The following is a 14,183-nucleotide window of genomic DNA, read 5'->3' as shown; positions in this document are numbered from 1 at the left end:
TCCGGGAGAAGCAGCCACAATAACTTGGGCTGAAGCGGATACGCGATTGACTTTCGCCATGCGCTTCAGCGTCAACCGCCGCGGCGATCGAAGTGGGTGCGCAGCGAAACATGCGTCTGCACGGTGGCGATACCGGGCGTCGTCGCGATCTGGCGGCGCACGGTGTCGAGTTCCGCATTCGAGGCGCACTCGACAAGAAGCATCAGGTCGGTCGGGCCGGCCAGCGACCAGCAGGTGACGACGCTGGGGATGCCGGTCAGGTGCGGCACGACGTGGTCGCAGTTCCGCCCCGATTGAAAGCAGATGGCGATCAATGCCTCAACGCCCGGCCTGTCCCGATCGGCGCCGAGGCGGACGGTATAGCCGGCGATCACGCCCTTGTCCTCCAGTCGCCGGATCCGTTCATGCACGGCGCTGCGTGACAGCCCGCAGTCGCGCGCCAGTTCGACGAGGCTCTTGCGGGCGTCCGCTCGAAGTGCGGCGATGAGGAGCCGGTCTTTCTCGTCAAGTACGTTCATCCGGAAATTTCCAACTGCTAGCGGACGTTCGTCCGGTCGTCCGTCACCTTGCTGCACGAAATCGGACGAACAAGCAACTACGGTCCGGTCATTCACCCGATCATCCACCCACGGAGAACCCGAATGCCGACAATCCCCCAGAACGCCGCCCTCATTCCGATCGACATGCAGCAGGCCTTCGACACAGCCCCCTGGCCCAGCCGTTGGAACGACAAGGTCGACGAGAACGGCCTCGCGCTGCTTGCGGCTTGGCGCGCTGCCGGCCGACCGTTGATCCACGTCCGCCACGACAGCGTCGAGCCGAACTCGACGCTTCGGCCCGGGGCCCCGGGGAACGCCTTTCGGCCCGGCTTCGGACCGCTGCCGGGCGAGCCGCTGGTCACAAAGAGCGTGAACGCCGCCTTCATCGGCACGGATCTCGACCTGCGGCTGCGGCGTCTCGGCGTCGATACGGTGGTGCTGTTCGGCATCTCGACCGACATGTGCGTGTCGACGAGCGTGCGGGTCGGCGCAAATCTCGGCCTGCGCGTCATCCTCGTCGAGGATGCCTGCGACTGCTTTGACCTGCCCGACGGCGATGGCGGCATGATCCCGGCCCGGGAGATCCACCGCGCCCATGTTGCGACCTTGCGCGAGGAGTTCGCGACAGTCGTGCGGACGGCCGATGTGCTCGAAACCCTGGGCGTTCCCGCCTAGCACATCTTTCCAAAGCTGCGGAGCTTGCCGGAACTCACCGCGCGAGCGGCCGCACGTCGCTGATCGACCAGGACCAGCGAGGCGCCTTCACCGGCACGAGATCGCCGCCGGTGAAAACGGCGAAGGTGGTGAAGGGTTGCGTCTGGCCGGGCGGCACGCGCGCGATGATCAGCGCGCTGTCGGTGCCGAGCGATCGGCAGGGTTCGCCCGGACAGTCGGCAAGGGTGATGTCGAGGCGAAAGGACTGGAGCGCGACGGCGCTCTTGTTGGTGATCGTACCGGTGACGCGGTAGCTGGTCGCCGGCTGGCCGGGGGCGAACTGCAGGTCCGACAGCTCGATTTCCTCTGGCGCGATCGTATCGGCGGGAGGGGCCGGTACCGGGGCGACGCTGCGGTTTTCCGTGAACCACAGGAGCAGGGCGACGGCCAGCCCTAAGGCGACCGCGATTGTGAGGACGGGCTCGACCCAGCTCTGGAACTTCTTATAGCGCACGGCAAGGTAGAGTATTGCGACGGCGACGACAGCGAATGCCCAGAACATCAAGGTCCTCCTGATGTCCATATAGCGTGATGCGCGGAAAGCCAAAAGCCCTGCCAGCGGCCCGCCGTGCCTGTTCCACAGGGCGGTGCCGGGCGGCGCTCGCGTCGAACCCGGCGCCTGGCCTAAATGACGCCACCTCCGGCCATGTAGGCGAGAATCAGGAAAATCACGAAGAGAATGATCGCAATGGCGAAGAGAATCTTTGCCACCGTGGCCGCGGCGGACGAGACGCCGCGGAAGCCGAGGAAGCCGGCGACCAGCGAAATGACGAGGAAGATCAGGGCCCATTTAAGCATTGCGTCGTTCTCCGTTGATGCGGGATAGACGCACGGAGGACGGGAATTGTTCCTCGATTGCTAGTGTGGCAGGAGCGGCCCGGCAGTGCGTCTGCCGGGCCGGTCGCAACGCAGGTCAGCCGTGATTGATCATCACGTGCCGGACGGCGGTATAGTCCTCCAGCGCATAGATCGACATGTCCTTGCCATAGCCCGACTGCTTGACGCCGCCATGCGGCATCTCGTTGCACAGCATGAAGTGGGTGTTGATCCAGGTGCAGCCGTATTGCAGCCGCGCGGCGGCCCGCATCGCCTTGGAGATGTCCTTCGTCCAGACCGACGAGGCGAGGCCGTAGTCGCTGTCATTGGCCCAGGCAAGCACCTGGTCCTCGCCGGAGAAACGCGTCACGGAGACCACCGGGCCGAACACCTCGCGGCGGACGATCTCGTCCTCCTGCGTCGCACCGGCGACGACCGTCGGCTGGTAGAAAAAGCCCTGCTCGCTGCCGGGCCGCCCGCCGGTGGTCACTTCGATGTGCTTCACTTCGGCAGCACGCTCGACGAAGCTCGCGACACGGTCGCGCTGGCGCTTCGAAATCAGCGGGCCGATTTCGTTCTCGGTGTCGTCGGCCTGGTTGAAGCGGATGCTCGACACGGCCGACGACAGGTCGGCGACGAACCTTTCGTAGATGCCGTCTTCGGCATAGATGCGGCAGGCGGCGGTGCAGTCCTGGCCGGCATTGTAGTAGCCGAAGGCGCGGATGCCGTTTACGACCGCGTCGAGGTCCGCATCGTCATAGACGATGACCGGCGCCTTGCCGCCGAGCTCGAGATGGGTGCGCTTCACGGTCTTGGAGGCGGCGGCGAGCACCTTCTTGCCGGTGGCGACGTCGCCGGTGATCGAGACCATGTTGATCTTCGGATGGTTGATCAGCGCGTTGCCGACGGTCTCGCCGCGACCGAGCACGATGTTCACGACGCCTTCGGGCAGGATGTCGGCGAGCAGCTTCGCCATTTTCAGGGCGGTCAGCGGCGTCTGTTCGGACGGCTTGAAGACGACCGTGTTGCCGCCGGCGATCGCCGGCGCCAGCTTCCAGGCCATCATCATCAGCGGATAGTTCCAGGGCGCGATCGAGCCGATGATGCCGACCGGGTCGCGGCGGATCATCGAGGTGTGACCGGGCAGATATTCGCCGGCGACGGTTGCATGCATGGAGCGCACCGCGCCCGCGAAGAAGCGCCAGCAATCGACGATCGCGGGGATTTCGTCGTTACGGACGGCGTTGATCGGCTTGCCGCAATTGAGCGATTCGAGCGCCGCAAAGCCGTCGGCATCCCGCTCGATCGCATCGGCGATCCTCAGCAGATAGCTGGAGCGCTCGCCGGGCGTTGTCATCGACCAGGAGGTGAAGGCCTTCTCCGCCGCGTCGACGGCGGCGTCGATCTGCGCATGCGAGGCTTCCGGCAGGTTGACCACGGTCTCGCCGGTCTTCGGGTTGAGGATGTGCTCCTCCGTTTCGGTGCCGGCCTCGAAGCGCGAGCCGATCAGCATCTGCGTATCCATCACAAGGTCTCCCATTGTCCCAAGGCTGTTGTTACTTGCCGGCGCCAGCGATCTGGTCGCCTTCGCGGGTGAGGTAGTAGGCGGCGAGGATCGGCAGGAAGGTGACGAGCACCACCACCATGGCGACCACGTTGGTGACCGGACGCTGGCGCGGCCGCACCAGTTCCTCCAGCATCCAGATCGGCAGCGTCTGCTGCTGGCCGGCGGTAAAGGTCGTGACGATCACCTCGTCGAACGACAGCGCGAAGGCGAGCATGCCGCCGGCGAGAAGCGCCGTGCCGATGTTCGGCAGGATCACGTAGCGGAACGTCTGGAAGCCGTCGGCGCCGAGGTCCATCGAGGCCTCGATCATCGAGCCGGAGATGCGCCGGAAGCGGGCGACGGCGTTGTTGTAGACGACGACGACGCAAAAGGTCGCGTGGCCGAGCACGATCGTCCAGAACGAGAAGGGAATGTCGGCAAACGAGAATGCCGAGCGCAGCGCGATGCCGGTGATAATGCCGGGCAGGGCGATCGGCAGGATGACGAGCAGCGAAATCGCCTCCCGGCCGAAGAAGCGGGTCTGGCTGACAGCCGCCGCACACAGCGTGCCGAGCACCAGCGCCACGGCGGTGGCGATTGACGCCACGCGGACGGAGAGACTGAGCGCCGCCCACACGTCCGGCCGGTTCCAGGCCACTGCCAACCAGTTGAGCGTGAAGCCTGGCGGCGGGAACTGGTAGCTCTTTTCCTCGGTGGTAAAGGCATAGACGAAGATCAGCAGGATCGGCAGGTGCATGAACAGCAGGCCTGCGGCCGCGGTGATCTTCAGGCTCATGGGAGCGGAGGAACGGTCAGAGCGCATCGAAGGCCCCCCGTTTCTTGGCCATCCACAGGTAGAAGCCCATGATGACGATCGGCACGACGGTGAAGGCGGCGGCAAGCGGGATGTTGCCGGCCGTGCCCTGCTGGGCGTAGACGGCCTGGCCGATGAACAGGCGCGACGAGCCGATGATTTGCGGGATGATGTAGTCGCCGAGGGTCAGCGAGAAGGTGAAGATCGAGCCGGCGATGATGCCCGGCAGCGCCAGCGGGAACAGCACGTGGCGGAAGGTCTGCCCGGGATTGCCGCCGAGGTCGGCGGAGGCCTCTATCAGGTTCACCGGCACGCGTTCGAGCGCCGCCTGGATCGGCAGGATCATGAACGGCATCCAGACATAGACGAAGACGATGAAGGTGCCGGTGTAGCTGATCGACAGCGAGTTGCCGCCGACCACCGGCAGCGCCAGCCAGGCGTCGAGCAGCCAGGTCAGGTGCAGCTTGGCAAACCCCCAGTTGAGGATGCCCTCCTTCGCAAGGATCAGCTTCCAAGCGTAGACCTTGACGAGATAGCTCGACCAGAGCGGCAGCATGACGGCGAGATAGAACAGCGCCTTCCATTTGCCGCGGGCGTACCGGGCTGCGTAATAGGCGATCGGAAAGGCGATCAGGGCAGACGCGAGCGTCACCAGCGCCGCCATGATCACGGTGCGCAGGATGATGTCGAAATTGGCCGGGATCAACAGCTGACGATAAGTGTCCAGCGTGAACTCGTAGTTGATGAGGCCGGAGAACTCGTCGATCGAAAAGAAGCTCTGCAGGAGCAGGGCGAAGAGCGAACCGAGATAAATGATGCCGAGCCAGGGTAGCGGCGGGGCGAGCAGCATCAGGAGAAAAAGCTTCGGATTGAGCCAGAAATAATCCGACAGGCGTCCGAACGTGCTTGTCCGGCGCGCGAGGATGGGGTTTTCGGCGACCACGCTCATGCGGCTTCGTCCATCAGGTGCAGGTCTTCTGCTGCAAACGAAAGGGTGACGCCCGTGCCCTGCGGCGGAACGGCGGCCGAGGCCGGAAGCATGGCGGCAATTCGGGTGCCCGCTGCCTCAACAGTCAGGCGGTTGGTGGCGCCGAGGAAGCTGGTCGCGACCACGGTGCCGGAAAAGCGCCTGGCGTTCGATCCGCCTTCGCCGAGTGCCAGCGCCTCGGGACGCAGGCTTGCGTAGCGGGCGGGATAGCCGAGGCTGTGGACGAAGGACGGGGCCAACACGTTCGACGAACCGACGAAGTCGGCGACGAAGCGGGTCTGCGGCCGCTTGTAGACGTCCTCCGGCGTCCCCAGTTGCTGCACCCGGCCCTCGTTGAAGACGGCGATGCGGTCGGCCATCGAAAGGGCCTCGCCCTGGTCATGGGTGACGAACACGAAGGTGATGCCGAGCGACTTCTGCAGCGCCTTCAACTCCTCCTGCATCTGCTCGCGCAGCTTCAGGTCGAGCGCCCCGAGCGGCTCGTCGAGCAAGAGCACGCGCGGGCGGTTGACGAGCGCCCGGGCGAGCGCCACGCGCTGGCGCTGGCCGCCCGAAAGCTGGCCAGGGCGGCGGCTGCCGTAGCCGGGAAGCTTGACCATGGCGAGAGCGTTCTCGGCCGCCTTCAGCCGCTCGGCCTTGGCAATGCCCCTGACCATCAGCCCGTAGGCGACGTTCTCCAGGATGGAGAGATGCGGGAAGAGCGCATAGTCCTGGAACACGGTGTTGACGTTGCGCCGGTAGGGCGGCACGCCCTCGGCGGTCTCGCCGAAGATCTCGATGTGCCCGCCGGTCGGCTGCTCGAAGCCGGCCATCAGCCGCAGGCACGTGGTCTTGCCCGAGCCGGACGGGCCGAGCATGGCGAAGAATTCGCCCTCGGCGATGGCGAGGTTCACGCTGTCGACGGCGCGCACGGCCCCGAAGTGGCGGGAAACATTCTCGAACAGGACGGCGGTCATGGGAACTCCGATGTTATGTTTTGCCCCGGCATGCCGGCCAGTTTCCTTGCGCAGGCGGGGCGGCGAGGGGGCACGGGCAGGCCGCACCCTTGCTTGCCCTCGCCCCGCTTGGGGGTGAGGGCTGGGAGGGAACAATTCTCGTTCGAGCGAGGGAATGCCCCTCCCGGCCCGGACCAATCCTCCCTGTTGGGGAGGTGGCAGAGCAGCGATCAGCGGCCGCCGATCACGCCGATATAGTCGGACACCCAGCGGTGATAGGGCACGCATTCGCCCTGGGTCTCGCACTTCGACGTCGGCGTCTTCCAGAACCGGATCTTGTCGAAGTTCTCGAAACCGTTGGTCTTGCAGCCCTCGTCGCCCAGCAAGGCATTGCCCTTGCAGGCGGCTGGCACGGACGGCACGGCGCCGAACCAGGCGGCGGCGTCACCCTGCACCTTCGGCGACAGCGAATGCTCCATCCACATGTAGGCGCAGTTCGGGTGCTGGCTGTCGGCGTGCAGCATGGTCGTGTCCGACCAGCCCGTCACCCCTTCCTCCGGGAAGGTCGAGGCGATCGGCTGCTTTTCCGCCTGCATCAGGTTGACCTGGAAGGGCCACGAGCCGGAGGCGACGACGCCCTCGTTCTTGAAGTCGTCGATCTGGATCATCGCATCGTGCCAGTAGCGGCCGACGAGAGTGCGCTGCACGCGCAGCAGGTCGAGCGCCGCCTTGTACTGGTCTTCGTTGAGCTCGTAGGGGTCCTTGATGCCGAGTTCCGGCTTGTGCGCCATCAGGTAGTTGGCGGCGTCGGCGATGTGGATCGGGCCGTCATAGGCCTGGATGCGGCCCTTGTTCGACTTGCCGTCGGGCAGCGTCATTTCCTCGAACACGACGTTCCAGCTCTTCGGGGCCTCGCCCTTGAAAACCTCGGTGTTGTACATCAGGACGTTCGGACCCCAGAGATAGGGGGTGCCGTAGTGGACGCCCTTGACGGTGTTCCACGGCGCGTTCTGCAGGCGCTCGTCGATGGTCTTCCAGCTCGGGATCAGGTCGGTGTTGATCGGCTGGACGCGCTTGCCGGCGATCAGGCGATTGGAGGCGTCGCCGGAAGCGGTGACCAGATCGAAGCCGCCCTCGTTCATCAGCGCCACCATTTCATCTGAGGTGGCGGCGGTCTTGACGGAAACCTTGCAGCCGGTCTGCTTCTCGAAGTCGGTGACCCAGTCGTAGTTCTTGTCGGTCTCGCCGCGCTCGATGTAGCCCGCCCAGGCCACGATCGACACCTCGCCTTCACCCTTGCCGAGTTCCGTCAGCGGCTCCTGCGCGACGGCAGCGGTGGCGAATGCGACGGAAAGCGTAAGCGCAGTGCAGGAATGCAGGAATCGCTTCATGGTTGTCTCCCGGTTTGTCCGCTGGTTGTGCGGTATTGTTCCCGGAACGAAGCGTGCCCCCTTTTTGCCGCTTTCGCAAATCCATTAATCAGAAAATCGATATCGGAAATTCCGAAACGTCGGTAATGTATCAGGGTTTTCTGAATGGCCGTTGGCCGGGCCGTCAACGCCGGACCTTGTCCGTGGCGCTGATCCCGTTCGCGGATTTCTGCTACCGGCCGCGGCCGCTCCGCAGCGCCTCGGCAATGCCGACGAAGTCGCGGGCGGACTGCGGCAGGCCCGATCCCTTGCGCCAGACCATCCCGACCTGCACGACCGGAAGGGAGCCGGAGACGTCGCGGCTTTCGATGCGGTCCCCTTCCAGCGACCAGGGCCGGTAGACGAGGTCGGGCAACAGTGCGATGCCGGCACCGGTGGCGACCAGGCTGCGCACCGCCTCGACCGAGCGGGTCCGGAAGGCGACGTGCGGGCGGGCGCCGAGGGCGGAAAGCAGTTTCCCGGTGTTCTCCTCGATCTCGTCGACCGTCAGCATGATCAGCGGTTCCCTGGCGATGTCGCCGATGGAGATGATCTCGGCGGAGACGAGCGGATGGCCGAGGGGCAACCAGAGCCTGTAGGGCGAGGTCTCGATGATCTCGGCCTGCAGTGCCATCCGGTCGCGCAGGTTGGAGATGACCATGACGGCGACGTCGAGTTCGCCACCGATCAGGAGATGCTCGAGATAGGAGCCATTGTCTTCGATGGCGCTGACCTCGATGCCGGGAAAGGCGCGGCGGTAGCGGGCGAGCAGGTCGGAGAGAACGTATCCCGCCACGAGCGAGGTGACGCCGAGATTGAGCTGTCCCTTCTCGGATGCACGGTTGTCCGAAAACGAGCGGCGGGCATCGGAAACGCCGGCGAGTATCTTCGTCGCGTGGCGCAGGAACTGGTGGCCGTTGTGGGTCGTCGTCAGGCCGCGCGGATGGCGCTCGAACAGTTCCACGCCGAGATCGCTCTCAAGCTCCTTCACGGCTTCGGTGATCGAGGATTGCGAGATCGACAGGATCTGCGCCGCGCGGGTGACGGAGCCCTGTTCGGCGACGGCGACGAAATACTGCAACTGTCGAAGGGTGAAAGCCATGGAGCGGCAGTTAATACGCGGGCGCGCCAGGAGGCAAGCGGCGCCTCGTTTGGGCGCCGGAAGCCGCCATCACGCCGCGGTGTCGTTTTGCCGCCGGTGGCGTTTCCGGCAGCGCGGGGTCTTGCTAACCGGACCGTATGGGGCGGAGCGCTATGGTGGTTGCCCCGCAAATTGCGATGGGATTCTGCCGCATCTTAGGACATAGATTGCAGCACGCAGGCTGCACGCGACCTGATGGGAGGCGCCCGCGGCCAGGAGAACGCATGACCGCCATACAACCGAAAGCATCGCCGACCGAGCCGGGGATGCTCGCCTTCCACGTCCGATGTTCAGGCGCGGGAATCGCATTTGCCGTGCCGTGCAAGCCGATGACGCATTTTTCTAGCAGGCTGTCGCGATGAGCGGGATCACCGACCTGGACCGCCTGTTGGCGGAGATGGAGCCGCAATTGCGGGAGGGCACCTTCGTGTTCTGCACCGTGCCGCCGGAGCAGGCCGAGCCTTTGCTTCACCTCAAGCCCGTCGGCACCTTCCGCGAGGCGGAAGGACTGACATTGATCCTGCCGGAGGAGGCTGCAGCCGAAAACGGCATGGAGCGGAGCGCACCGATGCGGATGATCACGCTCGCCGTGCATTCGTCGCTCGAGGCGGTCGGCCTGACAGCAACGGTGGCCGGGGCACTGACGCGGGCAGGGATCAGCGCCAACGTCGTTGCGGCGTACCACCACGACCACATCTTCGTCCCTGCGGCGGATGCGGACCGCGCGCTGCAAACATTGAAGGCGGTTTCGCGAAACGGCTGCGGAGCCTAGCGCCGGTTCAGCTGCCGTCCCAGTGCTCGCGCAGCAGGTATGATTCCAGGCGATCGAAGCATTCGCCCCAGGTCTGCCCATACGCTTCGCGTTCGTTTTCGCTGTCAAACGGCGATTGATGGAATCCCAGTCGTGTTGTGTTGTTGACGGCCTCGAATGTGGCCACGATACGAGTATCCCGGCTGTCGGCATCGCTTCTGAAGCTGAAGGCGATTCGACGGTCCGTGACGATGTCGCGATAGGTGCCGGACATGGCGGACTCCTCGCCACGCGGGGAACGAACGACGGCGCTCCAGCGGCCGTCGATGCGGAAATCCATCCTGATCGAGTGCGAGACGAAATCGCGCGGCCCCCACCACTGTGCGAGCAGGTCCGGCGACGTCCAGAGCCGGAATACCACCGCCGGCGGCGCGTCGAAATGACGTTCAATGAAGAGGGTGTTCTGCGCGGTCGGCATTTGCCGTAGCGGGATCGTCATCGGTATTCTCCTCATGCCGGCGCGCCGCGGACCAGCGGCCCGCGGCAGGTCCTCCTTCGGTTACTGCATCGTCCGAAGGAGGCCGGCTTATCGACGCTCGGGGGCTGGCCGATACGCGTACCGAAGCGTCAGCCACGCCAACCGCGCCGAATAAAAGGTTCCAATTGTCCGTGGTCGGGTTTGACCGACGTGCCGCGTCGCCTCTGGCTACGACACCCGATTGCGGCCGAGGTTGAATCCCAAAAGTGGCGATCCGGGGGCGGAGAAGGAAATCGTGTTCGCACCGCGAACACGATTATGTGGTTGGAGCGCGATCGTTCACCGGCAGGGCGGCCGACGCGGTGAGGGGCGGCCGCCGCGGCCGCCCCACCTGTCGTTACATGAAGTCGCGCGCGATCGTCTTTTCGAAAGTCTTCTCGAAGATCTGCGTCTCGCCCTCGAAGGCGCGGACACTGGCCGAGAACAGCCAATCGGTCGCGGTGCAGGCGATCGAGGCGGTCGAGAGCGTGCGCACCGACCAGCCAGCCCGCTGCATGTCGCAGGTCCAGGTGGCCGTACCGGTGGCCGACAGCGGATCACCTTCGGCAATCGACCAGAGCTCGTCGCGGACCTGCCGGGTGGCGAGCCCGGTGTCGGGGTGCTCGTGCAGGCCGGTATCCTCGTAGATCGAATACTCCGTGATCCCGTTCGTCAGATCGCGCTCGACGCCGCGGCCGGATTCGGACGGGGCGAGTTCGGGGTATTTCGGCAACGGGTCCGGATTGGCAGGCTCCGGAAGCGAGACGGCCTCGTGCGCGCCGAGCTTCGGCAAGGCGAGGCCGAGCGAGGCGAGGTCGACGGTCAGGCCGGGATCCACCGGCGGCGGCAGCACCATCGGCCAGTAGGACGTCGAAAGCGACAGGCGGATGCGGTGCCCGGCCCGGAAGCGGTAGCCCATCGCGTCGAGGACGAGGCGGACCTTGACCTTCTCGCCCTTGGGCAACGGCTTCGGCTCGGCGTTGCCGTCCCGGTGTGCCAGGTTGAGCACGCCGAAGGTGACGCGCGTCGCGGTGCCGTCGGGATGGACGTCGACGATCCGGGCGCAGAGATTGGCGATCTCGGCGTCGCAGGCGACCTCCAGGTCCAGCACCGGCTGGCCGAGATAGTCGTGCGCCTCGGCAAGTGGTGGCGTCTCCAGCACCAGCGAGCCGGCATCGTCCATGCGCTGGTCGAGCGCCATCTCGGCGTCCGGCTTCAGCGTGAACCACTCGCCGGCCATCGTGCCGGTGTCGAGCGGCGAGCGCAGGTAGTGGTCGTGGTTCTTGGCGCCAGCGATCGGCATGCCCGGCGCCAGCGTGCCGTACTGCTCGGCGTAGAAGCAGTCCATCTCGGGGGCGGACCAGTCCGCCTTCGCTGCCCAGAAGCCGGGATCGAACTCGCGCCGCAGCGCCGGCTTCGGGCCGTCCTGGATATAGGCGCGCACCTGCGGCCAGTTTTCCGCGCCGTTCTGCTCGTCGCGCAGCCAGCGGTTCCACCAGGCGATCGCCTCGGCGTGGAAGTCCATGCGCGGCTTCGGCCAGGCGAAATGCGGATACTTGTGGACCCAGGGACCGATCAGCGCCTTGGCCTTGCTGCCGAGGCCCTCGACGGCTTTCAGCGGCGTGTTGCGGTAGCCGTCCGCCCAGCCGGCGATGACGAGCGCCGGCACCTGGACGCGCCCGAAATCCTCGCAGATCGAGCCGTGCTTCCAGAACGCGTCGCGACGCTGGTGCTGCAGCCACTCCTCCATGAAGAAGGGCTCGTTCTCCAGCCGCTCCAGCCACATCGCCTTCCAGCGGTCGCCGACGATTTCCGGATCGGGGGAGCGGGACTGGTAGGCGAGCATCGTTGCCGCCCACGAAAGCTGGGCGGATAGATGCGTGCCGTTCTTGTAGTGGATGTCGTCGTTGTAGCGGTCGACGGTGGAGGCGATCGAGATCACCGCCTTCAACGCCGGCGGTTTCAGGGCGGCGACCTGCAGGCAGTTGAAGCCGCCCCAGGAAATCCCCATCATGCCGACCGAGCCGTTCGACCACGGCTGGGCTGCGATCCAGGCGATCAGTTCGCAGGCGTTGGCGAGTTCGAGCGGCGTGTATTCGCCGTCGATGACGCCGTCTGACTCGCCCGAGCCGCGGATGTCGACGCGGACGCCGGCGATGCCGGCGGCCGCGAAGACCGGATAGGTGGATTCGTCACGCACGCAGGTTCCGTCGCGCTTGCGATAAGGCAGGAACTCGAACACGGCCGGGACCGGGTTCCGGTCCGCGCCCTCTGGCATCCAGATGCGCGCGGCGAGCCGCGTCCCGTCTGCCAGCGTGATCCATTCGTTTTCGATGACTGTGAAGTCGCGTTCTGACATTGCTTCCATCATCCCCGTGTCACGCTTCCAGCCAGGCACGGCTGCCAATATAGCCGTTCGACATGTCGTTGCCGATGTCGTTGATCACGCCCTTGAGCGAGGTGGAGGCCGCCATCACGTAGTCGTTGAAGACCGGCAGGATCAGGCCGCCTTCGTCGCGGACGATTAGCGCCATGGTCCGGTAGAGTTCCCGGCGCTTGGTCTCGTCGAGTTCGGAGCGGGCCTGCAGCAGCAGCTTGTCGAAGTCCTCGCGCTTGAAGCGGGTGTCGTTCCACTCGGCGGTCGAAAGGTAGGAGGTCGAGTAGCGCGAATCCTGCGTCGGGCGGCCGCCCCAGTAGGAGGCGCAGAACGGCTGCACGTTCCAGACGTTGGTCCAGTAGCCGTCTTCCGGCTCCCGGCGGATTTCCAGCTCGATGCCGGCCTTCTTCGCGCTTTCCTGGTAGATGACGGCGGCATCGACAGCGCCGGAGAAGGCCGCGTCGGAGGTGCGCAGCAGGACGGGCCGGTCGTGGCCGGACTTCTTGAAATGGAAGGCGGCCTTGTCCGGGTCATAGGCGCGCTGCTCGATGTCGGTCGGCGCCAGCGCGTAGTTGCCGTTGACCGGATAGTCGTTGCCGATCGTCCCGAAACCGCCGAGCACGCGGTCGAGGATCGCCTCGCGGTCGATCGCATATTTGAGCGCAAGCCGCAGGTCGTTGTTGTCGAACGGAGCCGTGTCGCAGTGCATCAGGAAGCTGTAGAAGCCCTTGCCGGCGCTGCGCAGGATCTCGACCTTCGGCGCGCGCTTGAGAAGCGGCACGGTTTTCGGGTCGATGTTGTTGATGAAGTGCACCTGGCCGGAGGAGAGGGCTGCGATCCGGGCCGTGGCGTCGTTCATCACGATGATCTCGACGCTGTCGACATAACCGCGGTCGCTCCGCCAGTCGGCGGCGTTCTTCTCGAAGGTGGCCCGCACGCCCGCCTCAAAGCTCGTCAGCTTGTACGGTCCGGTGCCGATCGCCGCGGCCGGGTCGTCGAGGCCGCCGTTCGGCTGGATCACGAGGTGGTAGTCCGAGAACAGCAGCGGCAGGTCGGCATTGCCTTCCGTCAGCGTGATGACGAGGTCGCCGGCTTTGTCCTCGATGCCCTTGATCGACTTCATCAGGCCGAGCGCGCCGGATTTCGCGCCTTCGTCCGAATGGCGCTTCAGGGTGGCGATGATGTCGCCAACCGTCATCTTCTTGCCGTCGTGGAAGGAGACGTCGTCGCGGATCTTGAAGGTCCAGACGGAGGCGTCGGCGGAGGGCTCCCAGGACGTGGCGATCGACGGAAGCGCGGAACCGGTCTGCGGGTCGGTTTCGACCAGGGTGTCGCCCCAAAGCCGGCCGATCACGAAGAGCACGGAGGCGGTGTAGGTGGCGGGATCGAGCACATCCGTCGCCGCGCCGCCCTTCAAGCCGAGCTTCAGGTGGCCGCCGCGCTTCGGCTCGTCGGCGCGCGCTTCGCCAGCGGTCATGGTGGCGCCAAATCCGGCAGCCAAGCCGAGCGCGGCCGTTCCGGCGAGAAAGCCGCGACGGTTGATGCTTGCGGGTACGATCAGCCCGTCGGGGCGTTTCGTGTAGTCGGTCATTTGAAGGTTCCCTTTGCTTGGTGTTTTCGGCCGGAGCCTATCGCT

Annotated in this window: 14 protein-coding genes; 2 read left to right on the top strand and 12 right to left on the bottom strand. The window is 65.5% G+C overall.

Going from position 1 to position 14,183, the window contains the following annotated elements; all coding sequences use genetic code 11:
* Positions 1 to 71 precede the first annotated feature (71 nt).
* On the bottom strand, positions 72 to 518 hold the full coding sequence (locus C7449_RS18690; protein WP_108004413.1) for an Lrp/AsnC family transcriptional regulator: 447 nt from the start codon (positions 516 to 518) through the stop codon (positions 72 to 74).
* Between the two features lie 123 nt (positions 519 to 641).
* On the opposite strand from C7449_RS18690, the gene C7449_RS18685 reads away from it, so the two are divergent.
* Positions 642 to 1,214, top strand: a complete 573-nt coding sequence (locus C7449_RS18685) for a cysteine hydrolase family protein (protein WP_108004412.1) — start codon at positions 642 to 644, stop codon at positions 1,212 to 1,214.
* Between the two features lie 34 nt (positions 1,215 to 1,248).
* On the opposite strand, the gene C7449_RS18680 is transcribed toward C7449_RS18685, so the two are convergent.
* From C7449_RS18680 to C7449_RS18645, 8 genes are all read right to left on the bottom strand, one after another.
* On the bottom strand, positions 1,249 to 1,755 hold the full coding sequence (locus C7449_RS18680) for a hypothetical protein (protein WP_108004411.1): 507 nt from the start codon (positions 1,753 to 1,755) through the stop codon (positions 1,249 to 1,251).
* A gap of 122 nt (positions 1,756 to 1,877) precedes the next feature.
* Positions 1,878 to 2,051 carry a DUF1328 domain-containing protein gene (locus C7449_RS18675; RefSeq protein WP_108004410.1) on the bottom strand — a complete coding sequence of 58 codons (174 nt, stop codon included), beginning with the start codon at positions 2,049 to 2,051 and terminating at the stop codon, positions 1,878 to 1,880.
* Between the two features lie 115 nt (positions 2,052 to 2,166).
* A complete protein-coding gene (locus tag C7449_RS18670; protein ID WP_108004409.1) occupies positions 2,167 to 3,594 on the bottom strand; it encodes a gamma-aminobutyraldehyde dehydrogenase in 1,428 nt (475 codons plus the stop codon).
* Positions 3,595 to 3,625: 31 nt separating this feature from the next.
* Positions 3,626 to 4,438, bottom strand: coding sequence for an ABC transporter permease (locus C7449_RS18665; RefSeq protein WP_108004408.1), 813 nt, complete (start codon positions 4,436 to 4,438; stop codon positions 3,626 to 3,628).
* On the bottom strand, positions 4,428 to 5,378 hold the full coding sequence (locus C7449_RS18660) for an ABC transporter permease (protein WP_108004407.1): 951 nt from the start codon (positions 5,376 to 5,378) through the stop codon (positions 4,428 to 4,430). The genes C7449_RS18665 and C7449_RS18660 overlap by 11 nt, the downstream gene beginning before the upstream one ends.
* The gene (locus C7449_RS18655; RefSeq protein ID WP_108004406.1) at positions 5,375 to 6,373 is read right to left on the bottom strand and encodes an ABC transporter ATP-binding protein; all 999 of its coding nucleotides are present in this window, start codon (positions 6,371 to 6,373) and stop codon (positions 5,375 to 5,377) included. The genes C7449_RS18660 and C7449_RS18655 overlap by 4 nt, the downstream gene beginning before the upstream one ends.
* A gap of 209 nt (positions 6,374 to 6,582) precedes the next feature.
* Positions 6,583 to 7,743, bottom strand: coding sequence for an ABC transporter substrate-binding protein (locus C7449_RS18650; RefSeq protein ID WP_108004405.1), 1,161 nt, complete (start codon positions 7,741 to 7,743; stop codon positions 6,583 to 6,585).
* A gap of 211 nt (positions 7,744 to 7,954) precedes the next feature.
* Entirely contained in the window at positions 7,955 to 8,863 is a 909-nt protein-coding gene (locus tag C7449_RS18645; protein WP_108004404.1) for a LysR family transcriptional regulator, read from the bottom strand.
* Positions 8,864 to 9,260: 397 nt separating this feature from the next.
* On the opposite strand from C7449_RS18645, the gene C7449_RS18640 reads away from it, so the two are divergent.
* The gene (locus tag C7449_RS18640; protein ID WP_108004403.1) at positions 9,261 to 9,674 is read left to right on the top strand and encodes an ACT domain-containing protein; all 414 of its coding nucleotides are present in this window, start codon (positions 9,261 to 9,263) and stop codon (positions 9,672 to 9,674) included.
* Positions 9,675 to 9,681: 7 nt separating this feature from the next.
* Here the strand turns inward: C7449_RS18640 and C7449_RS18635 are convergent, their stop codons facing one another.
* From C7449_RS18635 to C7449_RS18625, 3 genes are all read right to left on the bottom strand, one after another.
* The gene (locus C7449_RS18635; protein WP_108004402.1) at positions 9,682 to 10,152 is read right to left on the bottom strand and encodes an SRPBCC family protein; all 471 of its coding nucleotides are present in this window, start codon (positions 10,150 to 10,152) and stop codon (positions 9,682 to 9,684) included.
* A 376-nt stretch (positions 10,153 to 10,528) separates the two neighbouring features.
* Complete coding sequence (locus C7449_RS18630; protein ID WP_108004467.1) at positions 10,529 to 12,529, bottom strand: CocE/NonD family hydrolase; 2,001 nt, start codon at positions 12,527 to 12,529, stop codon at positions 10,529 to 10,531.
* A 19-nt stretch (positions 12,530 to 12,548) separates the two neighbouring features.
* Positions 12,549 to 14,138, bottom strand: a complete 1,590-nt coding sequence (locus C7449_RS18625; protein ID WP_108004401.1) for an ABC transporter substrate-binding protein — start codon at positions 14,136 to 14,138, stop codon at positions 12,549 to 12,551.
* Between the last annotated feature and the right edge of the window lie 45 nt (positions 14,139 to 14,183).

This window comes from Mycoplana dimorpha, assembly GCF_003046475.1.
GTDB lineage: Bacteria > Pseudomonadota > Alphaproteobacteria > Rhizobiales > Rhizobiaceae > Mycoplana > Mycoplana dimorpha.
The sequence above is the reverse complement of the archived record's forward strand: the minus strand, read 5'-3'. Positions and strand labels throughout refer to the sequence as shown.

Excerpts from the sequence above, each read along its gene's own strand:
- C7449_RS18645 (WP_108004404.1), bottom strand. The coding sequence starts at position 8,863 with ATGGCTTTCACCCTTCGACAGTTGCAGTATTTCGTCGCCGTCGCCGAA.
- C7449_RS18635 (WP_108004402.1), bottom strand. The coding sequence starts at position 10,152 with ATGACGATCCCGCTACGGCAAATGCCGACCGCGCAGAACACCCTCTTC.
- C7449_RS18650 (WP_108004405.1), bottom strand. The coding sequence starts at position 7,743 with ATGAAGCGATTCCTGCATTCCTGCACTGCGCTTACGCTTTCCGTCGCA.
- C7449_RS18660 (WP_108004407.1), bottom strand. The coding sequence starts at position 5,378 with ATGAGCGTGGTCGCCGAAAACCCCATCCTCGCGCGCCGGACAAGCACG.
- C7449_RS18640 (WP_108004403.1), top strand. The coding sequence starts at position 9,261 with ATGAGCGGGATCACCGACCTGGACCGCCTGTTGGCGGAGATGGAGCCG.
- C7449_RS18665 (WP_108004408.1), bottom strand. The coding sequence starts at position 4,438 with ATGCGCTCTGACCGTTCCTCCGCTCCCATGAGCCTGAAGATCACCGCG.
- C7449_RS18675 (WP_108004410.1), bottom strand. The coding sequence starts at position 2,051 with ATGCTTAAATGGGCCCTGATCTTCCTCGTCATTTCGCTGGTCGCCGGC.
- C7449_RS18625 (WP_108004401.1), bottom strand. The coding sequence starts at position 14,138 with ATGACCGACTACACGAAACGCCCCGACGGGCTGATCGTACCCGCAAGC.
- C7449_RS18690 (WP_108004413.1), bottom strand. The coding sequence starts at position 518 with ATGAACGTACTTGACGAGAAAGACCGGCTCCTCATCGCCGCACTTCGA.
- C7449_RS18630 (WP_108004467.1), bottom strand. The coding sequence starts at position 12,529 with ATGTCAGAACGCGACTTCACAGTCATCGAAAACGAATGGATCACGCTG.
- C7449_RS18655 (WP_108004406.1), bottom strand. The coding sequence starts at position 6,373 with ATGACCGCCGTCCTGTTCGAGAATGTTTCCCGCCACTTCGGGGCCGTG.
- C7449_RS18685 (WP_108004412.1), top strand. The coding sequence starts at position 642 with ATGCCGACAATCCCCCAGAACGCCGCCCTCATTCCGATCGACATGCAG.
- C7449_RS18670 (WP_108004409.1), bottom strand. The coding sequence starts at position 3,594 with ATGGATACGCAGATGCTGATCGGCTCGCGCTTCGAGGCCGGCACCGAA.
- C7449_RS18680 (WP_108004411.1), bottom strand. The coding sequence starts at position 1,755 with ATGTTCTGGGCATTCGCTGTCGTCGCCGTCGCAATACTCTACCTTGCC.